The following is a 23,899-nucleotide window of genomic DNA, read 5'->3' as shown; positions in this document are numbered from 1 at the left end:
CTTAATATGTTGAAAGCACTTACAAATAAAGAGGGGTGGATGGATTGAGAAAATTTTTATCGCAAATTCGAGCAAATTGGATTTGGCTATTAATGGTACTTCCGGGTGTTATTTGGTTCTTGATTTTCTCTTACTTACCGATGTTCGGTACAGTTATTGCATTCAAAGATTACCGGATTGATGGAAAAGGCTTTTTATCCAGTATTATGAGTAGCGACTGGGTGGGACTTGAAAATTTTAAATTCCTATTCCAAACAAACGATGCTTTTATTATTACTCGAAACACGGTTCTTTATAACTTAGTATTTATTATTGTTGGTCTAATTCTTGGTGTGGCGCTAGCGATTATATTTAATAGTTTACTAAACAAACGAGGAGCAAAAATTTATCAAACGGGGATGCTATTTCCGCATTTCTTATCGTGGGTAGTCGTTAGTTACTTCCTATTTAGCTTTTTGAGTGAAGATAGCGGTTTGGTGAATAATATTTTAGTCGCTTTTGGACAAGATCCGATTTCATGGTATAACGACCCGAAATATTGGCCGTTTATCCTAATTATGATGAATATCTGGAAAGGCCTTGGTTACGGAAGTATTGTCTATTTAGCTGCTATCGCTGGGATTGACCGTACTTACTACGAAGCGGCAATGATTGACGGAGCTGGAAAATGGCAACAAATCCGCCATGTAACGATTCCAGCATTAACACCACTAATGGTAATATTAACGATTTTGAATGTCGGGAAAATTTTTAACTCAGACTTTGGTTTATTTTATCAATTGCCGCGAAATTCAGGACCACTTTATCCGGTGACGGACGTTATTGATACATATGTATACCGAGGATTAACTTCGCTCGGGGATATGAGTATGAGTGCAGCAGCCGGTTTTTATCAGTCAATTGTCGGCTTTATCCTTGTGATGCTCACCAACTATATCGTGAAAAAAATAAACCCAGAATATGCGTTATTCTAAAAAAGGAGGCGAGATTACTTGGCAGAAGAGCTTGAAGCAATCAGCGAAATAGAACAAGTACGAGGCGATGTGAATAAACCAAGTAAAAATCAACCTGCAAAAGACATTATCGGTTTTAATAAAAAAATGAATATAGCGATGAATATTTTGCTCGCTTTCCTTGCACTTATCTGTATCTTCCCATTCCTATACATTATTGTTATCTCGTTTTCAAGTGAAACATCTCTTGCGACAAATGGCTTTCAACTGATACCGAAAGAGTGGAGCACGGAAGCATATGAATATTTATGGAATATGAAAGGACAGTTACTGCAATCATATGGTGTGACTATCTTGGTTACGGTAGTTGGAACTGTGTGTAGCGTTGCGATGATTGCTCTATATTCTTACGCAATATCTAGGCCACAATTTAAATATCGCCGTCAATTTACTTTTATCGCCTTTTTTACAATGCTGTTTAGTGGTGGTATGGTGCCGGCATATATTGTTATGACGCAGTTCTTACATTTGCGAAACAGCATCTGGGCGCTTATTTTACCGCTCGCGATGAATGCTTTTTATATAATGATTATGCGTACATTCTTCTTACGCTCGATTCCAGAACCAATTTTGGAAGCAGCAAGAATTGAAGGTGCCGGAGAATTACGGATATTTTTACAAATGGTTATCCCGCTTTCCTTACCAGGACTTGCGACAATTGCCCTTTTCTCTACTCTCGGATACTGGAATGATTGGTTCCAAGCATCCCTTTACATTGATAATCCAAATTTAGTTCCATTACAATCGTTGCTTATGAAAATTGAGAACAACTTAGAATTTATGCGGCAAAACTCAGCAGTTGCTTATACTGCCGGCGCATTCCAGTCCATACCGCAAGACGGAGCAAAAATGGCGATGGTTGTTATTTCGACTTTACCAATCGCTATCACCTATCCGTTTTTCCAAAAATACTTTATTAGTGGGCTAACAATCGGCGGCGTTAAAGAATAAAAAAATGGAGGAAAAACAGATGAAAAAAAAATGGGGAATAATCATTGCATCACTTTGCTTATTGCTAGGATTAAGCGCTTGTGGGAGCAGTGAAAAAGCAGACAAGAATGACGTTCCAACATTGAAATGGTACATGATAGGAACACCGCAAAAAGACACAAAAGAAGTCATGAAAGAAGTTAATAAATATACCGAAAAGAAAATCGGTGTCAAAGTAGAAATGACTCAGATTGATTGGGGCGACTACGGAAAACGAATGCAAACCGTTATTAACTCAGGTGAAAATTTTGACATTGCATACTCTGCTGCTGGAGAATTTGTTTCTTATTCACAAAAAGGTGCATTTTTACCTTTAAACAAATATCTGGATAATGAAGGCAAAGAAATGAAAGAAGAGTTAAATAAAGTACTTTGGAACGGTGCAACAATTGAAGGTAATATATACGGCGTACCTTCCAACAAAGAAATCGGTGAACAACAAGTGTATGTTTTTAATAAAGACTTAGTAGATAAATACAAAATGGATGTAACAAAAGTGAAAAATTTCAGTGATTTAGAGCCAATGCTAAAAACGATTAAAGAGAATGAACCAAGCATTACACCAATTGGGGGGAATAAAGATTTTAAACCTGCATTTGCCTACGATTATCTAATTGATAACTCCGTACCACTTCCATTTGCTGTTAATCAATACGAAGATACTGGTAAAATTGTGAACTTTTATGATCAACCAGATACCTTAGAAGTACTTAAGTCACTTCACGGTTACTATCAAAAAGGTTATGTAACAAAAGATATCGCAACTTCCACAGATCCATTGTCTTATGATAAAGAAAACTGGTTTGTACGTATTGAAAAATACCAACCATATGCAGAAAAAATTTGGGATAAAAACACAGGTGGTAAATATAAAGTAGTTACTCAACCAATTGCTGAAACACCAATCATCAAAAATAATTCTGTAACCGGTGCGATTCAAGCTGTATCCGTTACGAGTCAACATCCAGCGGAAGCAGTAAAATTCCTCAACTTGCTTAATACAGATGAATATCTGCGTAACCTAATTGACAAAGGAATTGAAGGGACGCACTATAAAGAACTAGAAGATGGTAAAATTCAAGATTTGCCAGCTCGAGTAGAACGTTATACCATGCCTACCTACGCACTTGGAAATCACTTTATTTTGAAACTATACGAAGATGAACCAGTCGACAAATGGGACCAATTCAAAACATTCAACAAAAAATCAGTAGCCTCTCCAGGATTAGGATTCTACTTTGATTCCGCCAAGGTAAGGACTGAGATAGCCTCGATTACTAACGTTTGTAACGAATTTGCTCCAGCTCTACTTACTGGAACAGTAGATCCAGTAGAATATACAGCGAAATTTAAAGACAAATTAAATGATGCAGGAATGGAAAAAGTAATGAAAGAAATGCAAAAACAATACGATGAATACCGTGCATCAAAAAAATAAAAGAGGAGAGAACTTAGTTTAGGCTAAGTTCTTTTTTGATATAACAGTTTTTATAAAATTATATAACAGTTTTTGAGTTGATAGTATTGCAATAATTACTTTTAGTAGTATAATAATCTTGTGAATGAATTCGAATCATAAACTGTACTATTAATTTTTAATTATTTTATATAACAAAGGATGATGGAAATGGCGAAATTAGAAAAAGAACAAGAAAAAAAAGTAAACCAAGGGAAATCTGGCGCAGATTTAGTTGTTGATAGCTTAATTAATCAGGGTGTAACACATGTATTTGGGATCCCGGGCGCAAAAATCGACAAAGTATTCGATGTCATGGAAGACCGCGGTCCAGAATTGATTGTTAGTCGACATGAACAAAATGCTGCTTTTATGGCTGCAGCAATTGGTCGTTTAACTGGAAAACCAGGAGTTGTTTTAGTAACAAGTGGACCAGGTGCGTCTAATCTTGCAACAGGACTTGTAACCGCAACTGCTGAAGGGGATCCTGTGGTGGCAATTGCTGGAAACGTAACTAGACAAGATCGCCTCAAAAGAACCCACCAATCGATGGATAACGCTGCTCTCTTTCGTCCAATTACTAAATATAGCGAAGAAGTTGTCCACGCTGAAAGTATACCAGAAGCAATCACTAACGCATTTCGTTCAGCAACGGAGCCTAACCAAGGTGCAGCTTTCATCAGTTTGCCACAAGATATTGTTAATGAAACAAATGTACCTGTAAAAGCAATTCGTCCACTAGCAAAACCAGAAAATGGCCCAGCATCGAAAGAACAAGTGGCGAAATTAGTTTCTCGCTTGAAAAAAGCAAAATTGCCAGTTTTATTACTAGGAATGCGCGCTTCAAGTCCGGAAGTAACAGGTGCGATTCGTCGTTTACTTCAAAAAACAAGTATTCCCGTAGTTGAAACATTCCAAGCAGCGGGAGTTATCTCGCGTGACTTAGAAGATAATTTCTTTGGTCGTGTAGGTTTGTTCCGTAATCAACCTGGAGATATCCTTCTTAACAAAGCTGATTTAGTCATTACAGTCGGTTATGACCCAATTGAATACGATCCAAAAGCTTGGAACACATCTGGAGATCGAACTATTGTCCACATAGATGATATTCGTGCTGATATTGATCACTATTACCAACCGGTCACAGAACTAGTAGGAAATATATCACTAACGTTGGACCGTGTTAATGCTAAATTTAGTGGGTTAGAACTAGCGGATAAAGAATTGGAAACTTTAAAAGAGCTTCATAATAAATTAGAAGAAAGAGATGTTCCACCTGTCAGCGATGAAACGAATCGTGTTCATCCGCTGTCCGTTATTCAAACGCTTCGTTCCGCCATTGATGATAATGTTACTGTAACTGTAGATGTTGGTTCGCATTATATTTGGATGGCTCGTCATTTCCGTTCCTATGAACCACGCCGTCTGCTTTTCAGTAATGGAATGCAAACGCTTGGTGTGGCACTTCCATGGGGGATTGCGGCAACACTCGTTCATCCCGGTGAAAAAGTAGTTTCGATATCGGGGGATGGTGGATTCCTGTTTTCGGCAATGGAGCTTGAAACGGCTGTTAGATTGCGCGCACCACTTGTTCATCTAGTTTGGAATGATGGTAGCTACGACATGGTTGCCTTCCAACAAAAAATGAAATACGGCAAAGAAGCAGCTGTTCGTTTCGGCGATGTAGATATTGTGAAATTTGCGGAAAGCTTTGGGGCAAAAGGACTTAGAGTGACAAAGCCAGAAGATTTAGCCGATGTTTTAAAAGAAGCGCTTGAATCAGAAGGGCCGGTAGTCGTGGATATTCCAATTGATTATCGTGATAATATCAAACTTGGAGAAACTATACTACCAGATCAATTTTATTAAGAAAATGCTGGAAAACCTTGATTTGACATAAAGGTTTTCTTTTTTTAGGATAAAATTTGACTTGGAGTGGGCTTCAAGGTATATGCTGTAGATAGGATTAATAAAGGAGGAATACTAAATGGAATATGTGAAATTTGGAAATACTGGAATGGATGTTTCAAAAATTTGCCTAGGAACAATGGGATTTGGTGACAAAGATAAATGGGTGCATAAATGGGTTTTAGACGAAGCGAATAGTCGACCAATTATTAAAAAAGCACTAGACTTAGGAATTAATTTCTTTGATACAGCCAATATTTATTCCTACGGGGAAAGTGAAAAAATTGTTGGCCGCGCCTTGAAAGATTATGCTAGTAGGGATGATATTGTACTTGCCACTAAAGTACATTCTACAATGCGACCAGGTCGTCCGAATAGCAGTGGTTTATCTAGAAAAGCAATTTTAAGTGAAATTGATCAAAGTTTGAAACGCTTAGAAACAGATTATGTTGATTTATATATCATCCACCGTTTTGATGAAAATACACCAATTGAAGAAACAATGGAAGCGATGCATGATGTTGTTAAGTCAGGAAAAGCCCGTTATATTGGAGCTAGTGCAATGTTTGCTTGGCAATTCCAAAAAGCACAACGCGTTGCTGAAAAAAATGGTTGGACAAAATTTGTTTCGATGCAAAATCATTATAATTTGATTTACCGAGAAGAAGAACGGGAAATGATTCCATTTTGCCGGGATGAAAAAATTGCGATAACACCATATAGCCCGCTCGCTTCAGGAAGACTAACTCGAGAATTTGCAGAAACTACTTATCGTTCAGAAACCGATGCTGTTCAAAAATCTAAATATGATGGTACTCAGGATTCAGACAAAGGAATTATCGAGCGCGTGGCTGAACTAGCGGAGAAACATCAAGTGACAAGAGATAAAATTGCCTTAGCTTGGATGTTAACTAAACAAGGAATTACTTCGCCAATTATCGGAGCGCAAAAAGAAAGTCATCTAGAAAGCGCAGTAGCAGCACTTGACATTAAGCTTTCAGAAACAGAAGTAGACTACTTAGAAGAATTATATGTTCCCCATCCAGTGGTCGGAGCATTGCCGATAAAAAAATAATTTAACTAGTGAAGATGAAGTTGCCGTGTGCGCTTCATCTTTTTTTATTTTAAAATGCTATTGACAACTCCAATGCAACCGTTTACAATTAAGTGGTATTAAAAAATGATTAACCTGTATCTTTTTCTGAGCCGGTTAGATATTGATAAATAAGAGGTGTAGCTATGGAATACAAAGATTTATCGCCTGCTGTACAGAGTGAAGAACAATTAAGGCAACTCATTCAAGAAAAGACAGCGAGGGGCGAATTAGATTTTCCGTCCGAAAGAACACTTGAATCGGAATTAGGGGTAAGTAGAACCACATTAAGAAGGTCGCTTGATACACTTGAAAAAGAAGCAGTCATCCAAAAAAGAAGTCGTAAAGGAATTGAAATTAATCCAAAACAAACGATTAATATTTTGAAGATGAATTCAATGAGTAGTCAGTTGCCATCTGACCAAACAGTTACAGTACTTTCGAGTGAAATAACAAAAGGTGTAAAAGAAGTAAACCATTTTTTAACAACAGACATAAAAAATCCTCTCTACAAATTGGTCAGATTGCGGAGTATTGAAGGGAGACCTTTTTCTTATGAAATATCGTATCTAGATAGCGCTCGTTTTCCGGGAATTGAACAAATAGATTTAAATAACACATCGCTTTACCATGTGTTAGAAGAGCGCTTCCAGATAAAACCTACATACGGACGCGAAGAATTGCGCTTTGTTTCAGCGAATGAAGATTTAGCGCATGTGTTAAAAGTCAAAAAGCAAACACCACTTTTCGAAGTAGTAAGTAAGGCGTTTGACCAAAATGACGAGCCGTTTGAGTACAGTAAACAATATCTAATTGGTGATCAAATTAAGTACAAAATCAACGCGAAAAATATATTTGATTACTTGGAGGATGAGTGAAGATGAGTGCTAAAAAGCCACTATTCGAAGTGATAGCTTACGAGTTAAGAGAGAAAATTAATCGCGATGAATATAAAGCGGGAATGCTTATGCCCAGTGAATCTGAGCTGCAAGAAATTTTTTCTAGTAGTCGAACTACGATTCGTCGAGCAGTTGATTTATTAGTCGCGGAAGGCTTAGTCGTACGTAAAAATGGTATTGGCTTATATGTCGAACCAAAATTAACTGCACAAAACATTTTAGAAATGACAGGTGTTATGAAAAATGATACCAAGGAAGACGCCAAAAAAGATATTAAAGATTTCTATGTTCGTAAAGCCGGCACCTTCTACGCGGAAAAGTTTGGCATAAAAGAAAACGAACTAGTTTATTCTGTTAAGTTCATCCAAAAGAATGAACGCACTGTTACGCTTGATCGCTTGATTTTACCACTCGGTTTATATCCTGATTTACAAGTAAAAGACTTACATATTATCAACATTATTGAGCTTGTTAATTCGGGTAAATATAAATTATTTGAGCTTGAACAGGAACTTCAACTTGTTTTAGCTGGCAATGAGCAAATGAAATATATGCATTTAAAAGAAAATGATCCTGTTTTTAAACTAAGTAGTCTTTTTTATGCCGAAAATCAGTTGCCGATTGCTATTCAATATCATTATGAAGATGCTGAGTCGACCAAATATGTAGTTGATTTTAACTAAGAAAAAGGAGGAAAAGAAAATGATTCAATTTCTACGTGTAGATCACCGTTTACTTCATGGGCAAGTAGCAGTTTCCTGGTTTAATGCATTAGATGTTAATACAATTTTAGTGGCAAATGACGGGGTAGCTGCAGATGATTTTCGTAAATCTGCCATTCGTCTTGCTAAACCCGAAGCGGCAAAACTAGTGATGAAGAGCATTGACGAAAGTATTGCTTCCATCAACTCAGGTGTTACCGACAAATATAATTTATTAGTTGTGGTGGAATCAGTTGGTGACGCTTACAAATTAATAAAAGGAACAAATGGTAAGATTCCAATGTTGAATTTAGGCGGTACAAAACAAAGAGAAGGAACAACAAATTTCTCCAAAGCAATCAATTTAACTGCCGAAGAAGTAGAAAAATTACAAGAATTGCAAAAAGAAGCTATTGATGTTTTCATGCAACAAGTACCAAATGAGAAAAAAGTGATTTTTGAAGCATAAAAACGAAAGCAGGGATAAATTATGGAACAGTTAGGAACAGCGCTTTTGCTCGCACTTGCAGCCATGCTTGCAAATGGAGAGTATTTGTTTGGTTCATCAATGTTATCGCGGCCACTTGTAACATGTACACTTGCAGGGTTAATTATGGGTGACGTGCAGATGGGGATTGTTATGGGAGCGACATTAGAATTAGCTTTTGTAGGTTCATTTTCCATCGGTGCATCCATTCCTCCAGAAATTATTTCAGGGAGTATTTTAGGGACAGCATTTGCCATTTCAACGGGCGAAAGTACAGCCGTAGCACTTGCACTCGGTATTCCAATTGCTTCACTAGTATTAGTTGTTAAAAATTTATGTTTCATTTTTGTATTACCTTATTTTGTACATAAGGCAGATAGGTATGCTTTAGAGGGTAATTCAAAAGGGATAAGTCGAATGCAGCTCTTAGGTGGATTCTTATCTATCAATTTACCCATCGGGATTATTGTTGCAACATCTTATCTTGTTGGTAGCCCAGTTATCCAAAATGTCCTTGATGCAATTCCAGCTTTTGTTATTGCTGGCTTAGGCATTGCAACTGGTTTATTACCAGCTTACGGTTTTGCTTTACTTCTTAAATTAATGGTAAACAAAAAGAATGCGGTATTTTTCGTTTTTGGTTTTGCACTCGCAGTTTATTTAAAAGTTCCAGTTACAGGAGTAGCCATTTTTGGCGCTTGTTTAGCACTTATTTTGACAGGTTACGCTACACTTAAAAATAATGATCACAACGGACCAAGCGGAGGGAGCAGAGAACCAGCACTTGCTAATGATGGAGGGATAAACTATGAAGATGAAGAGTTCTGATGTACTAACGAAAAAAGATTTAATGAAAGTTTTTTGGCGCTCGTTCACGATGGAATGGTCATGGAACTATGAACGACAATCCAACATGGGTTATGGCTTTTCGATGTTACCAGCACTAAACAAAATTTTTAAAAATGATAAGGAAAAACGAATTTCATCTTATCAAAGGCATTTAGAATTTTATAATGTGACACCATGGCTTTCTACTTTTCCACTTGGGATTTCGATTGCAATGGAAGAACAATCAGCAAAAGACGAGACATTTGATACAGATTCTATCAATAATATCAAAGTAGCATTAATGGGGCCTCTAAGCGGTATTGGAGATTCCTTCTTCTGGGGAACGTTACGTGTTATTGCAACTGGGATTGGGACATCGTTGGCGTTACAAGGAAATATTTTAGGGCCGATTTTGTTCCTTCTTATTTTCAATATTCCAGCTATTCTGACGCGTTATTATGGTTTATTCATTGGTTACAACATTGGTGCAAATTTCATTGAAAAAATCCAAAAGACTGGATTGATGGATAAATTATCTTACGGCGCGTCGATTATTGGTTTAGGCGTTGTTGGAGCAATGGTCGCCACGATGGTTAACATCAATATGCCGATGAAATTTGGTTCAGGAGACGAAGCAGTAACCGTTCAAAGTATTTTCGATGGTATTGTCCCTGGGATTTTAGCATTAGCATTTACATTCTTTATTTTTTGGTTAGATAAAAAAGGTTTGAAAGCACATTGGATTCTGTTATTAATCGCAGGAATCGGGATTTTAGGTGCTTATACCGGTTTATTAAAATAAGTAGGTGAAGTAATGAAAAATATGGATTATTACGTTAGGTCTGAACAAGCAGTTTATCAGCATATTATCGAAAATCGTAAAGTACTTTTACAAGAGTTACTCGAAATGAAACATCAAGATTATCGAGCTGTCGTTATTTTTGCAACTGGGTCTAGTTCGAACGCGGCCTTTGCAGCAGAGCTTTATATGAGCGCAAAACTACAAATTCCAGTTTATGTAGAAGAACCATCAGTTTCGGCAAATTATATGTTGCATTTGAATAAAGACACATTGTACATCGCCATTTCGCAAGGTGGGCATAGTTACTCAACTATTTATTTAGTGGAGGAAATTGAACGAAGCGGTGGAACAGTTTTCACACTCACAAGCGATTTAGAAAGTCCAATCGCTAAAAAAGCAACTAATGTAATTAGTATGGGAATGGATAAGGAAGAAATGCCTTATGTCACACTTGGCTATAGCGCCACTATCCTTGTTTTAAACTTATTAGCGCTTGAAATGGCACAGTCACAAGGGAAAGTCCAAGCTACTGATTACGAAACCGACCTTAGTGAAATGCAAACAATTGCTCGTGAGTTACCCCAAGTTATTGAAAAAGCAGCAAGTTGGGTTGATGCACATACTGCGGAATTAATGGAAGCGAAACGAATCTTTTTCATCGGATACGGTGCAGCTTATGGGGTTGCTCGTGAGGGAGAAACAAAAGTAACAGAAACCATTCGTATCACAGCTTTTGGTAAGGAATTAGAAGAGTACATGCATGGTCCGTATATCGGTTTAGCACCAGAAGATTATATTATTTTCATCGAACCACAAGGCTTACTTGAAAATAGAGCCGATAAACTAAAAGATTTTTTAGCAGGGCATGTTGAAAAAGTTCGGACAATCTATGCCGGGGTAGGCAAAAAGCAAACATCTGATTTAGCGCTTAATTTGCAAGTGAATGAGCTACTTACTCCGCTATTTATGACGATTCCGGTCCATTTATTATCTTTTAAAATCTCTCAAGAAAAAAATGTAAACTTAGAAATATCTGCATACCCAGAATTTGATAAAATAACAAAATCCAAAATATAAAATAGAAAGTAGGAATGAATCGTGTTAAAGTTTGATGAACAAAAAGTATTGGAAAATATGGAAGGGGCGTTAAAATTACGGCCACAAATTAATGAAATAGTTGATGAAATTCAAAATCGTGGTTTCAGTAATATTTGCTGGCTCGGAATTGGTGGAACTTATGCGTCTGCTATGCAAGCGGTTGTTCATATGAAAGAAAAAACAGCACTCGAAACTTTTTATGAAAATGCAGCAGTGTTTTTAACAACTGGAAATAAACGAGTGACAAAAGATACCTTAGTTGTAATTTCGTCTGTCACAGGTAGCACAGAAGAAGTAGTAGACGCCGTGAAAAAATGTAATGAAATTGGTGCAACGGTATTGGGATTCATTGATAAAGGTGAGGCAGAACTTGCTAAATTGGTAGACCACTTAATTTCTTATCCATTAAACGAACAGTTGAAATTCTTCATGGTCGCTGATCGATTCATGTACTTAGCAGGAGAATTTGACGAGTATGATGAATTTTATCAAGAAATGGATCAGCATTTTGCCAAAGGGATTGTAGTAGTAGAGAAATCAGCGGACGAATTCGGAAAAGCATTTGCGCAGAAACACCACCAAGATGACATTCACTATTTTGTCGGAGCGGGAAATCAGTGGGGCGCAACTTATTCATACGCAATGTGTTACTGGGAAGAACAACACTGGATTAAAACGAAATCGATTGAGGCGCATGAATTTTTCCACGGGATGTTTGAAATTGTCGAACGCGATACACCTGTAACTATTTATGTAACAGAAGATAGCCAGCGCTCGCTTAGTGAACGAGTAGTGAAATTCATTCCGCAAATTTGTGCTAATTACACGGTCATTGACGCTAAAGATTATGAGCTACCAGGTATTTCACCAAAATTCAGAGGGGCACTTTCACCATTTATTATCCATGCAGTCAATAATCGAATTGATGTCCATGTGGAGCAAATTAACTGCCATCCAATGGAAATTAGAAGATATTATTGTCAGCTAGACTATTAAAAAGGCGGTTTGGGAAATGAAAGCAATTTTTGTTTGCACACACGGAAATGCCGCAAAAGAATTAATTCATTCAGCTGAAATGATTTGCGGTATTCAAGAAAATACGAGTTTTGTATCGTTTGATGAAGGTGAATCAGCTGAAAACTTACAGACGAAAATAATCACTGAAGTAGGAAAACTTGATTTAACAGAAGGAATTTTATTTCTAACTGATTTAAAAGGTGGTACTCCGTTTAATGTACTAGTTGGACTCTTAGCTAATTATCGCCAAACAGAACTTGTCACCGGAGTCAATATCCCGTTGTTACTAGAAGTGTTTTTAGGCAGAGCAACATTTACTTTAGCTGAACTAGCAAAACAAGCAACTGACACAGGCAAATTGGGGATTTATCAATATGTCACACCAGTGGAAGAAGTAGAAGAAGATTTTTAGCGAAAAAGCAGGAATTCTTTAAAGGAATTTCTGCTTTTTTGCGTTCGAGCCATTTTAACCTCGAACTCTGCTCATTCTTGCGTTATACTAAAAAGAAAAAGCAGGAGGGATGAAATGGACAAACAAAAAGAACAGCTTAGTGTGGAAGTTGCGAGACTATACTACCAAGCTGATTTTAGCCAACAAGAAATTGCTGCTAGACTTGGTGTGTCACGACCGACCGTTTCCAGACTACTACAAAATGCCAAAACAAAAGGCTATGTTAAAATCGAAGTCCAAGATCCATTTGCGAATCTCACCGAACTAGCAACAGCCTTAAAGGAAAAATATCAACTAAAAAATGTTTCCGTTGCTTTTAGTCAAACAAGTGACTACACCGAAATAACCAAACAAATTAGTCAAAGTGCCGCAAAATATTTAACAGAAATTATCCGTGACGGTGACATTCTAGGAGTAAGTTGGGGAACCACCATGTATAAAATCGCCCAAAAATTAACCCCGTCAAAAACCGAAATAAAAGTAGTGCAGTTAAAAGGTGGCGTTAGTCATTCAGATGTTAATACATATGCGGCGGAAACATTAGCGCTATTTGGGACTTCTTTTGATACGTCACCTGTTTCATTACCACTCCCAGTTGTGCTCGACAATCCAGTAGCTAAGCAAATGGTTGAAGCCGATAGACACATTAAAAATATGATTGACCTAGGAAAAAAAGCGAATGTGGCTATTTTTACAGTCGGAACAGTGCGCGACGAAGCTCTACTCTTTCGGTTAGGCTATTTTTCTGATGCGGAAAAAAATCGTTTAAAAGAAAAAGCTGTTGGCGACATTTGTTCAAGATTTTTCACTATTAACGGGGAAGTTGCGGATCAGAAAATGGACGAACGAACCATTGGTATAAATCTGCAAGACTTAAAACAAAAAGAAACCACCATTCTCGTAGCAGGTGGCGAACGGAAATTGAAAGCAATTCATGGAGCGCTTTGTGGTGGGTATGCCAATCACTTTATTACAGACCAATTTACTGCCAAAAATCTACTTGAACAAAATTTCATGTATTAGTTTACAATTGTTCTATAGTACGCTATGATAAAGTCAAATCCAATTATAAAGGAGTTTTTTGAAATGAATATTGCTAAAATGATCGACCATACAGCTCTGAAACCAGACACAACAAAAGAACAAATTTTAACATTAACAAAAGAAGCGAAAGAATTTGGCTTTGCTTCCGTTTGTGTGAATCCAACATGGGTGAAATTAGCTGCAGAACAATTGGCAGGCGCTGAATCAGTTGTTTGTACCGTTATCGGTTTCCCGCTTGGAGCAAATACACCAGAAGTAAAAGCGTTTGAAGTAAATGACGCAATCAAAAATGGCGCAAAAGAAGTCGATATGGTTATTAATATCGCTGCTTTAAAAGACAAAAATGATGAATTAGTAGAACGCGATATCCGTGCTGGAGTCGATGCTGCCAAGGGACACGCCTTAGTTAAAGTTATAATCGAAACATGCCTGTTAACAGATGAAGAAAAAGTTCGCGCTTGTGAAATCGCTGTAAAAGCAGGAACAGACTTTGTTAAAACCTCTACTGGATTTTCAACAGGAGGCGCAACTGCAGAAGACATCGCCCTAATGCGCAAAACAGTTGGACCGAATATTGGCGTCAAGGCATCTGGTGGAATTCGAACTAAAGAAGATGTAGAAAAAATGATTAAAGCTGGCGCATCTCGTATTGGTGCAAGTGCAGGAGTCGCAATTGTTTCCGGCGAAAAGGCAGCTAAACCAGATAATTACTGATTTTCTATGAAACCCCTTTATTAATCTTCTTAAATATGGCAAAATAAGGAGAATAGATAATCTGACTGGGGGAGTTTAAATGGCTGCAACCATCCGCGAAATAGCAGAAAAGACAGGCGTTTCGATTACGACGATTTCTCAAATTTTGAATGGTAAAGGAGAACGATTTAGCGATTTAACTCGCGAAAAAGTTCTTAAAACAGCAAAAGAAATGTCCTACAAACCAAATTTTTTCGCTAAAAACATGATTGTTAGTCACACAAACACTATCGGGATGATTGTCCCAGAAGTTACCGACCCATTTTTTTCGCAAATGGTTAAAGGGGCGGAAGACTACTTAAATAAAAATGGTTATATGATTATGCTTTGCAACTCTTCCAACGATAAAACACGCGAAGATTTATATGTAGAAGAATTATTACACCGGGCTGTCGATGGCTTAATTATCGCCAGCCCTAATATTCTGCTCTCTGGCGTTATTGATCGGATGGAAGAAAAGCGTGCTCCCTATATTTTACTTGATCGGCAACGGAATCCTCGCCAAGAAGGTAATATCGCGATTGATGATTTTAAAGGGGGCTTCATGGCAACAGAACATTTGATAAAACTTGGTCATACGAAAATTGGTATTATTATTTCAGATACTTCTTTTTATAATGTACATGAACGTTATGAAGGGTATTTGGCATGTATGAAAGAATACAACCTCATTGTACAAGAAGGATGGATTGTTAGTGGCGACCAAACGATGAACGCTGGTTACTTAGCGACGCAAAAATTATTAAAAGAAAACATTACTGCTATTTTTGCGACCAATGATTTAATGGCAATGGGGACATACCGTGCTGCTCTGGAAAAAGGTTTACACGTGCCAGACGACCTAAGCGTGATTGGTTTTGACGATATTGAACTTTCCGAGTATATGACACCGCCGCTAACGACAATCCGTCAACCGATTTACGGTATTGGCGAGATTGCTGCAGAACTTTTATTGAAAAATATTCAAAATCCGACTGAGAAATTAGAGAATCGGTTACTCGATATTGCTTTAATCAATCGAAGTAGCACAAAAAGTATTGACAATCAGTGAGTGAGTACGATATAGTGAGCATGTTAAGTACATGTTCCTGTTTAGTAAAACGGTTTACTTGAAAAGTGTAACCGTTCTCAAAAGGAATACATAGAATGCTAAAGTGGACGAAAAGAAAGGGTGACGGAGAAATGAGAATGGTGGATATTATTTCCAAAAAGAGGGACGGTAAAGCTTTATCAACCGAAGAAATTCAGTTTTTCATTGATGGGTATACAAATGGGGAAATTCCAGATTATCAAGCAAGTGCTCTAGCCATGGCGATCTTTTTCCAAGATATGAATGATGAGGAGCGCGCCGATTTAACGATGGCGATGGTTGGTTCCGGTGACACAATCGATTTATCGGCTATTGAAGGAATCAAAGTCGATAAACATAGTACAGGCGGTGTAGGCGATACTACAACACTCGTTCTTGCGCCACTTGTTGCTGCAGTCGGAGTTCCAGTTGCTAAAATGTCCGGACGTGGCTTAGGTCACACAGGTGGGACAATCGATAAGTTAGAGTCTATCAAAGGTTTTCATATTGAACTAGATAAACAAGATTTCATTAATTTAGTGAATCGTGATAAAGTAGCAGTTATTGGCCAATCGGGCAATTTAACCCCTGCAGATAAAAAAATGTACGCGCTTCGTGATGTAACAGGAACAGTAAATTCGATTCCGTTAATCGCAAGCTCTATTATGAGTAAAAAAATTGCTGCTGGGGCAGATGCCATCGTACTTGATGTCAAAACAGGCGCAGGTGCATTTATGAAAACCGACGAAGATGCAGAAAAGCTAGCACATGCCATGGTTCGCATCGGTAATAACGTTGGCAGAAATACAATGGCAGTCATTTCTGATATGTCTCAACCACTTGGTGAAGCAATCGGAAACGCTTTAGAGGTAAAAGAAGCCATCGACACATTAAAAGGGCAAGGTCCAGAAGACTTAACTGAATTAGTTCTTGTACTCGGAAGTCAAATGGTCGTGCTTGCTAAGAAAGCAGAAACGTTAGAGGAAGCTCGTGCTAAGCTCATCCAAGTAATCAAAAACGGAGCAGCATTAGAGAAATTTAAAACCTTCCTTTCGAACCAAGGTGGCGACGCAAGCATTGTTGACCATCCAGAAAAACTTCCGCAAGCAAAATACCAAATCGAAGTACCAGCAAAAACAGCTGGCTTTGTAAGTAAAATAGTTGCAGATGAAATCGGAATTGCCGCTATGATCCTAGGAGCTGGCCGTGCAACCAAAGAAGATGAAATTAATTTGGCAGTTGGTTTAATGTTACGTAAAAAAGTAGGCGACCCTGTCAAAGCGGGCGAATCACTCGTAACGATTTTTGCCGACCAAGAAAATGTAGAAAACGTTAAAGCGAAGATCTATGAAAATATTGAAATCGCTGACCACGCAACAGCTCCAACGCTTGTTCATAAAGTAATCACAGAATAAATAAAAGCGCCAAAGTTAGATAAGTTAACTTTGGCACTTTTTCAATTCTCCGCAGCTTCAATCTGCTCCAACATATCTGGCGTACTTAAATCACTTCTAAGAAATTCAGTCGTTTGTGGTAATTGTAGTTCGAATTCTGTTTGTTGCGCCACTTCTACCGTTCCCTCAAGCATTTCATAATCAAACACATGACCACCAATTTTTCGCATATCATCAATAAAATGAACATGATAGCCAGAGACACCAATTCCGCTAATATAGGCAGGCGTCCAAAAACCAACAATTGTTCCGGTAATGTATTCAAAGTGATAAGTTGGTTGTTCTTTCACTGCTTCAATTAATGGCGGGTAAGGCCGCTGTTGTTTTGGTACTACGCGTGTATCAACATACCGGAAGTTCCCAGTCATTTTTACCGCATAAAAAACATTCGGTCCTTGTACTAATTCGGCAATTTGCGCTTCTACATCCTGTTTCGAAGTAGGTCCTGATATTTTAAAGGAAGTATCAGCATCAAAAAAAGTAGTGCTAGCATAAGGTGTTGTATCTTCTGGTTTTACTTTATATGCTTGTCCGTCCGAACGGATTTGGAAAGCTTCTCCATCTAATATAATTAATTCGCCGTCAAATTCGTCCAGTGTTCCGATACCTAAATCACCATGTTGTAGTAATTCTTTAAAGCTCGTTGTTCCACTGAAAAGTCCGCCAACAAGTGCTGCCATAGTAGAATGCTGAAATAATCGATTTTTTCTTACTGCTTCCATAATTGCCACTCCTTGAATTGTTATATATATAAGTATTGAATTTAATAATACAGTTATGTTTCAATATCTACATTATACTACTTTATATCCGCAAACAAAAGATTTTAAACTAAAATTTATAATAAACTGTTACTATAACAGACGAATAAACTGTAATATAAAAAAGTCCCTACTAAAAGAGTAGGAACCCATTTTACACAAGGAGCGTATAGAGTGTTTGATTGTCATTAATAGGAATGTAGCTAGGATCAAATGCAGCGACTCGTTCAAGCAGTCCCTCGTAATCATTTTTGTCTTGGAGGAGCACGCCGATTATAACAGGACCATTACCACGATTCACTTTTTTGGTATATTCAAACTTGGTAATATCATCATGCGGACCGAGCACATCATTAACGAATTCTTTCAGTGCACCTGGTCTTTGCGAAAAGTTAACGATAAAATAGTGTTTTAAACCTTCATGAAGCAAGGAGCGCTCTTCTATTTCTTGCATTCGATTAATATCATTATTTCCTCCGCTAATGATACAGACAACCGTTTTGTCTTTAATTTCATCACGATATGTTTCAAGTGCGGCAACGGAAAGTGCTCCAGCTGGTTCGGCGACAATAGCTTGTTTTGTATACATATCTAAAATAGTCGAACAAACAGCCCCTTCTGAAATAGTCGTTATTTCATCTACTAGTACCTTCGCATGTTCAAAAGTTAGATTACCAACTTCTTTCACCGCTGCACCATCAACGAATTTGTCTATTTTATCTAGCTTGACTACTTGGTTTTGTTTGAGTGCTTCCGTCATCGAAGGAGCGCCCTCTGGTTCGACACCGATTATTTTGGTAATCGGACTTTTCGCTTTTAAGTAAGTTGCTACGCCGCTAATTAAGCCACCTCCACCAATTCCAGCAAATACATAATCAGCTTGTTCATGCGCTTTGTTTAAATCTGCCACCATTTCGACCGCGAGTGAGCCTTGACCAGCAATAATATCTGGATCATCGAATGGAGGAATAAATGCTTGACCATGTTCTTCAGCAAATTCTTTGGCCGCCGCCGCGGAAGCATCGAATGTATCACCGATTAAGACAACTTCCACATTTGTTCCACCGAAAAATTTCACTTGAGATACTTTTTGCTGTGGGGTGGTGGTTGGCATGAAAATGGTTGCGGGAACGGTCATCCGTTTGCACGTATATGCCACGCCTTGCGCATGATTACCTGCACTGGCACAGACAACACCGCGTTCCAATTTTTCCGGTGAAAGTCTTGAAATAGCGTAAAATGCACCTCGCAATTTGAAGGAACGAACGCGCTGTAAATCTTCTCGTTTTAAATACACGTTACAATGATATTTTTCTGAAAGATAAAAATCATATTCGAGTGGTGTATGCTTGACGATAGATTTTAGCACGTTATAGGCCTTTTCTACGTCTTTTTCAGTTACTAATAAATCAACTAATTCCATCATCCTCACTACCTTTTCTTATATCGAATCGACTTTTTGTTCATATGCCTTAATTGCATCAATATGTTCAAATGTAATGGCAATATCATCTAATCCATTAATAAATTTATTTTTCCATGTCGCATCTATTTCAAACGGGTAGATTCCAACTGAACTAATGACTTCTTGGTTTGGTAAATCAATTGTCACTTGTTCATCCGCAGCGATTTTTGCTAATTTTTCGCGCGCTTCTTTTGGTAAAACGATAGGAAGAACACCATTTTTTGTGCAATTCATATAAAAGATATCGCTGTAACTCCCAGCAATAATTACCCGAAACCGATAATCAAGCAAGGCCCAAGCAGCATGTTCACGGGAAGAACCACAACCAAAATTATCCCCAGTGATTAAAATCGTTGCTTCTTGTCTATCTGGTGCGTTAAGCGGAAAATCTGGATTGGGTTTTCGGCTTGGCAAATAGCGCCAACTATCAAAGAGGAATTCACCAAAACCAGTACGTTCAATTCGTTTTAGGAAACTTTTCGGAATAATTTGGTCGGTATCAATATTATCATTCATAAGTGCTACTGTTTTACCAATGTGTACTTTAATTGCTTCCACTTATAACCGCCTCCTTACGAATATCAATAAAGCGTCCGTTAATCGCCGCCGCTGCAGCCATAGCTGGAGAAACTAGGTGAGTGCGAGCTCCTTTACCTTGACGACCTTCAAAGTTTCGGTTTGAGGTCGAGGCGCAGTGAACACCGTCTGGAACTTGGTCAGGATTCATGCCGAGGCACATCGAACAACCAGGTTCACGCCACTCAAATCCCGCTTCTTTAAATACCTTATCAAGCCCGATTGCTTCTGCAGCATTACGAACTTGACGAGAGCCCGGGACGACGAGCGCACGGATATTATTTTTAACTTTATTTCCTTTTACGATACGTGCTGCTTCTTCCAAATCAGATAGTCTAGCGTTTGTACAAGAACCAATAAACACATAGCCAAGTTCAATTTGTTCTGCTTTTTGACCAGGTGCGAGACCCATATATTCATAAGCACGATCGTCATTCATATCTTTAATTTCCGGAAAGGCTTTAGAAAAAGGGACGCCCATTTCTGGGTTGGTTCCCCATGTGACATACGGTTCCAAAATACTAGCATCCATTTCAATATGAAGATCATAGGTAGCATCTTCATCAGTAGCAAGTGTTTCCCAGTCTTGAATCGCTGCATCCATATCAGTAGGAGCATATTCTCGACCACGAACATATTCGAATGTAGTAGTATCTGGCGCCATCATCCCCATTTTTGCACCGCCTTCGATGGCCATGTTACAAATCGTCATTCGTTCTTCCATCGACATATTGCGAATAGTTTCACCGTAGTATTCTACTGCATAGCCAGTACCAAATGCGACGCCATAAGTGGCAATTAGATGCAAGATAATATCTTTCGCATAAACACCTTTTGGGAGCTTACCATTAATTTCAATCCCCATTGATTTTGGCTTTTGTTGCCAAATGGTTTGGGTGGCAAAAACATGTTCCACTTCACTTGAACCAATTCCAAACCCAATCGCTCCAAAAGCACCATGTGTTGCAGTATGAGAATCACCACAAACAATGACTTTTCCTGGTTGAGTGAGCCCTGTTTCTGGTCCGACCATATGAACAATCCCTTGACGGTCGCTCCCCATATCTGCTAGAGTAACACCAAATTCAGCACAATTCGTTTGGAGTGCTTCAATTTGTTTTTTCGCTACAAGGTCTTGGATGTTAAAAATATCTTCAGTCGGAACGTTGTGATCCATTGTCGCAAAAGTTTTATCAGGTCTGCGCAGTGGTCTATTTTCCATTCGAAGACCTTCAAATGCTTGAGGAGAAGTTACTTCATGAATTAAATGGAGGTCAACGTATAATAACTGTGGTTCACCTTCTTTGCCATAAATGACGTGGCGATTCCAAAGTTTATCAAATAGTGTTTTCCCCATTTTTATTCTCCTCCTTCAATTTGTTTTAGTACTTCTTTGGTAAAATCAGTAGTGGATGTAGTTCCACCTAAGTCAGCAGTTAAAAATCCAGCTTCCATTGTTGCGGCAGTTGCTTTATCAATCGCATCAGCTTCCACAAAAAGTCCGAAAGATTGGCGTAACATCATAGATATGGAAGAAATCATCGACATTGGATTAGCGATATTTTGACCTGCGATATCGGGGGCTGAACCATGAATAGGCTCATATAATGAAGGGCCATTTTCCGCATGACTGGCAGAAGGTAACATACCTAGTGAGCCAGTGATTACAGACGCTTCATCACTTAAAATATCACCGAATAAATTTTCCGTAACAATTACATCAAAAGTAGTTGGCCGTTGTATAAGTATCATCGCAGCAGCATCTACGTATAAATGTTCTAGAGTAATATCCGGATGCTTGTTAGCAACTTCTTCGGCAATTTGACGCCATAGTTTGCTAGAAGCGAGTACGTTAGCTTTATCGACCGAAGTCACTTTTTTATTTCTTGTAGCAGCAATCGCGAAGGCTTTTTCGATAATTCGTTCGATTTCTGCTCGAGTATAAGTTAAAGAATCGACCGCTGCATCTTCATTCCAATGTTTTGGTTCACCGAAGTACAAGCCGCCAGTAAGTTCCCGGACAACGATAAAATCAGTGCCTTCCACAATATCTTTTTTTAAAGGAGAGAGGTGTGAAATCGAACTTGGAACTTGGATAGGACGGATGTTAGCGAATAGACCAAGCGCTTTTCTAAGAGCAAGTAAACCATCTTCAGGTCGTTTTGCCGCATTATCCCACTTAGGACCGCCAATTGCACCTAGTAAAATCGCATCGGCATTTTGGCAGGCTTTAAGTGTGGTTTCAGGCATTGGATCTCCAGTAGTATCTATCCCTGCGCCACCAAATGGGTGAGATTCGATTTCAAACGTGTGCTGATATTTCTTAGCAATGGCTTGGAGAACCTGGGTACCAGCTGTCATAATTTCTGGACCAATTCCGTCACCAGCTAGAGAGGTAATTTTGTAAGTCACGTTATTTTACCTCCTCAAAATCAGCTTGGTTGGTAACGGTTTTGCTTTTGCCTGATGCTTGTAAGTAAGCTTTAGCACTTGCGGTTAAAACGTCAAAATCAATTCCGATACCGTGAAATTCAGTGCCTTTAGCATTTTTGACTACAACGTGAACTTCCGCTTGAGCATCTTGTCCAGCTGTGATTGCTTGAATACGATAATCGGTTAATTCAATATCTTGGTCCATTAAACGATTAATCGTGTTATAAATCGCTTCAATACTTCCAGAACCTGTCGCCGCATCTTCTAGTTTAGCGCCGTTTTTTTCTTCAATTCGAACGATGGCACCTTGGACACCACCTGTAACATATTGAACTTGTAAATGTGTTAGTTCAAAGTCATCAGCGGACTCAGAAGATTGACCTAGAATCAGTGCATGAAGATCTTCTTCGGTCACTTCTTTTTTCGCATCAGCTAGATGTTTAAATCGTGTGAAAGCATTTTTTTGTGCTTGTTCGCTTAGAGCATAGCCCATTTCTTCCATACGAGTATTAAAAGCATGTTTACCAGATAGTTTTCCAAGTGGAAGAGAATTTTTATCAACACCAACAAGAGCAGGGGTGATAATTTCGTAAGTATCTGGGTTTTTTAGTACCCCATCCTGATGAATACCGGATTCGTGAGCATAGGCATTTCCACCGATAACGGCTTTATTGCGAGGCACTGGCATACCTGACAAACGGCTAATCAAATCACTCGTGTTTTTAAATTGGTTCAAGACAATATTCGTTTCTGCTTGATAAAACACTTTGCGAATATGAAGTGCAACTGCTACTTCTTCTAGTGCAGTATTTCCAGCACGTTCACCGATACCATTAATCGTTCCTTCCACTCGTGTTGCACCATTTTCGATGGCAGCAAGTGCATTCGCGGTCGCCATACCGAGATCATCGTGACAGTGGGAGGCAAAAGTAACCTCATCAAATTGCTTGATTTCGCGGCGCAAGTCTTGGAACAATTGACCAAATTCAGTTGGGTTTGTGTAACCGACTGTATCTGGAATGTTAATGACCGTTGCCCCCGCATCAATTGCTGTTTGGACGGCTTCGATAAGAAACGCTCGCTCTGTTCTTGTTGCATCTTCTGGTGAAAATTGAACTACATCAAATTTTTCTCTTGTATAACTTACATGGTGTTTAATGGAAGCAAGTACTTCCGCTCGGCTCATTTTTAATTTGTATTCCATGTGTACATCGCTTGTTGCTAGGAAGATATGTATTTGCGGAGAAACAGCATTTTTAAGTGCTTCCTCTGCTCGGTCGATATCTTCTTCAACACAGCGAGCTAGCCCTGTTACAGAACAATGTTTAATCGTGTTTGCAATGGCCTTGACACATTCGAAATCTCCTGGAGAAGAAATCGGAAAGCCGGCTTCAATTACATCAATCCCGAGTTTTTCGAGTTGTAAGGCGATCTGGATTTTCTCCTTTACGTCAAAATTAACTCCAGGGGTTTGTTCGCCGTCTCGTAGTGTTGTGTCAAAAAACTGGATTTTCTTCATTCGATTTCACCTCTTGTTTTATATTAGATAGGGAAGCTTGGATTTTTCCTGCTTTCAGTATCAGTTTAGGAAAGAAACATTT

At 38.5% G+C, this 23,899-nt stretch carries 23 protein-coding genes; 17 read left to right on the top strand and 6 right to left on the bottom strand.

Features of this window, described 5'->3' with window-relative positions; genetic code table 11:
* Window positions 1-44 precede the first annotated feature (44 nt).
* The 17 genes from CKV67_RS10335 to CKV67_RS10255 all read left to right on the top strand — a co-directional run bounded on the left by CKV67_RS10335 (window position 45) and on the right by CKV67_RS10255 (window position 17,024).
* Window positions 45-974 (top strand): ABC transporter permease, encoded by a 930-nt coding sequence (locus CKV67_RS10335; RefSeq protein ID WP_014093347.1) that lies wholly within the window; start codon window positions 45-47, stop codon window positions 972-974.
* 18 nt (window positions 975-992) lie between these two features.
* On the top strand, window positions 993-1,964 hold the full coding sequence (locus CKV67_RS10330; protein ID WP_014093346.1) for a carbohydrate ABC transporter permease: 972 nt from the start codon (window positions 993-995) through the stop codon (window positions 1,962-1,964).
* 19 nt (window positions 1,965-1,983) lie between these two features.
* Window positions 1,984-3,441 carry an ABC transporter substrate-binding protein gene (locus CKV67_RS10325; protein ID WP_014093345.1) on the top strand — a complete coding sequence of 486 codons (1,458 nt, stop codon included), beginning with the start codon at window positions 1,984-1,986 and terminating at the stop codon, window positions 3,439-3,441.
* A gap of 189 nt (window positions 3,442-3,630) precedes the next feature.
* The gene (gene alsS, locus CKV67_RS10320) at window positions 3,631-5,328 is read left to right on the top strand and encodes an acetolactate synthase AlsS (protein WP_014093344.1); all 1,698 of its coding nucleotides are present in this window, start codon (window positions 3,631-3,633) and stop codon (window positions 5,326-5,328) included.
* Window positions 5,329-5,446: 118 nt separating this feature from the next.
* Entirely contained in the window at window positions 5,447-6,442 is a 996-nt protein-coding gene (locus CKV67_RS10315) for an aldo/keto reductase (RefSeq protein ID WP_014093343.1), read from the top strand.
* Window positions 6,443-6,606: 164 nt separating this feature from the next.
* Window positions 6,607-7,338 (top strand): GntR family transcriptional regulator, encoded by a 732-nt coding sequence (locus tag CKV67_RS10310; protein ID WP_014093342.1) that lies wholly within the window; start codon window positions 6,607-6,609, stop codon window positions 7,336-7,338.
* Window positions 7,339-7,340: 2 nt separating this feature from the next.
* On the top strand, window positions 7,341-8,042 hold the full coding sequence (locus CKV67_RS10305) for a GntR family transcriptional regulator (protein WP_014093341.1): 702 nt from the start codon (window positions 7,341-7,343) through the stop codon (window positions 8,040-8,042).
* 19 nt (window positions 8,043-8,061) lie between these two features.
* The gene (locus CKV67_RS10300; protein WP_014093340.1) at window positions 8,062-8,529 is read left to right on the top strand and encodes a PTS sugar transporter subunit IIB; all 468 of its coding nucleotides are present in this window, start codon (window positions 8,062-8,064) and stop codon (window positions 8,527-8,529) included.
* Between the two features lie 21 nt (window positions 8,530-8,550).
* On the top strand, window positions 8,551-9,375 hold the full coding sequence (locus CKV67_RS10295) for a PTS mannose/fructose/sorbose/N-acetylgalactosamine transporter subunit IIC (protein WP_003748739.1): 825 nt from the start codon (window positions 8,551-8,553) through the stop codon (window positions 9,373-9,375).
* Window positions 9,356-10,177, top strand: coding sequence for a PTS system mannose/fructose/sorbose family transporter subunit IID (locus CKV67_RS10290; protein WP_014093338.1), 822 nt, complete (start codon window positions 9,356-9,358; stop codon window positions 10,175-10,177). The genes CKV67_RS10295 and CKV67_RS10290 overlap by 20 nt, the downstream gene beginning before the upstream one ends.
* A 12-nt stretch (window positions 10,178-10,189) precedes the next feature.
* Window positions 10,190-11,254 (top strand): SIS domain-containing protein, encoded by a 1,065-nt coding sequence (locus CKV67_RS10285; RefSeq protein ID WP_025280020.1) that lies wholly within the window; start codon window positions 10,190-10,192, stop codon window positions 11,252-11,254.
* Between the two features lie 21 nt (window positions 11,255-11,275).
* Window positions 11,276-12,271: an SIS domain-containing protein gene (locus CKV67_RS10280; protein WP_025280019.1), complete on the top strand. Its 996-nt coding sequence runs from the start codon at window positions 11,276-11,278 to the stop codon at window positions 12,269-12,271.
* Window positions 12,272-12,287: 16 nt separating this feature from the next.
* Window positions 12,288-12,704: a PTS sugar transporter subunit IIA gene (locus CKV67_RS10275; protein WP_014093335.1), complete on the top strand. Its 417-nt coding sequence runs from the start codon at window positions 12,288-12,290 to the stop codon at window positions 12,702-12,704.
* A gap of 114 nt (window positions 12,705-12,818) precedes the next feature.
* A complete protein-coding gene (locus CKV67_RS10270) occupies window positions 12,819-13,766 on the top strand; it encodes a DNA-binding transcriptional repressor DeoR (RefSeq protein WP_014093334.1) in 948 nt (315 codons plus the stop codon).
* A 63-nt stretch (window positions 13,767-13,829) separates the two neighbouring features.
* A complete protein-coding gene (gene deoC, locus CKV67_RS10265; protein WP_014093333.1) occupies window positions 13,830-14,501 on the top strand; it encodes a deoxyribose-phosphate aldolase in 672 nt (223 codons plus the stop codon).
* Window positions 14,502-14,580: 79 nt separating this feature from the next.
* Window positions 14,581-15,591, top strand: coding sequence for a substrate-binding domain-containing protein (locus tag CKV67_RS10260; RefSeq protein ID WP_014093332.1), 1,011 nt, complete (start codon window positions 14,581-14,583; stop codon window positions 15,589-15,591).
* Window positions 15,592-15,722: 131 nt separating this feature from the next.
* Window positions 15,723-17,024, top strand: a complete 1,302-nt coding sequence (locus CKV67_RS10255) for a pyrimidine-nucleoside phosphorylase (RefSeq protein ID WP_014093331.1) — start codon at window positions 15,723-15,725, stop codon at window positions 17,022-17,024.
* A 41-nt stretch (window positions 17,025-17,065) separates the two neighbouring features.
* Here CKV67_RS10255 and budA read toward each other — a convergent pair whose 3' ends face one another.
* The 6 genes from budA to CKV67_RS10225 all read right to left on the bottom strand — a co-directional run bounded on the left by budA (window position 17,066) and on the right by CKV67_RS10225 (window position 23,817).
* Window positions 17,066-17,785, bottom strand: a complete 720-nt coding sequence (gene budA, locus CKV67_RS10250) for an acetolactate decarboxylase (protein ID WP_014093330.1) — start codon at window positions 17,783-17,785, stop codon at window positions 17,066-17,068.
* A gap of 193 nt (window positions 17,786-17,978) precedes the next feature.
* Window positions 17,979-19,247, bottom strand: a complete 1,269-nt coding sequence (gene ilvA / locus CKV67_RS10245; protein WP_014093329.1) for a threonine ammonia-lyase — start codon at window positions 19,245-19,247, stop codon at window positions 17,979-17,981.
* An 18-nt stretch (window positions 19,248-19,265) separates the two neighbouring features.
* On the bottom strand, window positions 19,266-19,847 hold the full coding sequence (gene leuD / locus CKV67_RS10240) for a 3-isopropylmalate dehydratase small subunit (protein ID WP_014093328.1): 582 nt from the start codon (window positions 19,845-19,847) through the stop codon (window positions 19,266-19,268).
* The gene (gene leuC / locus CKV67_RS10235; protein ID WP_014093327.1) at window positions 19,834-21,222 is read right to left on the bottom strand and encodes a 3-isopropylmalate dehydratase large subunit; all 1,389 of its coding nucleotides are present in this window, start codon (window positions 21,220-21,222) and stop codon (window positions 19,834-19,836) included. Before leuC ends, leuD begins: the two co-directional genes overlap by 14 nt.
* Window positions 21,223-21,224: 2 nt before the next feature.
* Window positions 21,225-22,277 carry a 3-isopropylmalate dehydrogenase gene (gene leuB / locus CKV67_RS10230; RefSeq protein ID WP_014093326.1) on the bottom strand — a complete coding sequence of 351 codons (1,053 nt, stop codon included), beginning with the start codon at window positions 22,275-22,277 and terminating at the stop codon, window positions 21,225-21,227.
* 1 nt (window position 22,278) lies between these two features.
* The gene (locus tag CKV67_RS10225) at window positions 22,279-23,817 is read right to left on the bottom strand and encodes a 2-isopropylmalate synthase (RefSeq protein WP_014093325.1); all 1,539 of its coding nucleotides are present in this window, start codon (window positions 23,815-23,817) and stop codon (window positions 22,279-22,281) included.
* Window positions 23,818-23,899: the final 82 nt, after the last annotated feature.

The sequence above is a fragment of the Listeria ivanovii subsp. ivanovii genome (assembly GCF_900187025.1).
Classification (GTDB): Bacteria; Bacillota; Bacilli; order Lactobacillales; family Listeriaceae; genus Listeria; species Listeria ivanovii.
Note: the sequence above shows the minus strand (reverse complement) of the source record. Positions and strands in the feature narration are given on the sequence as shown.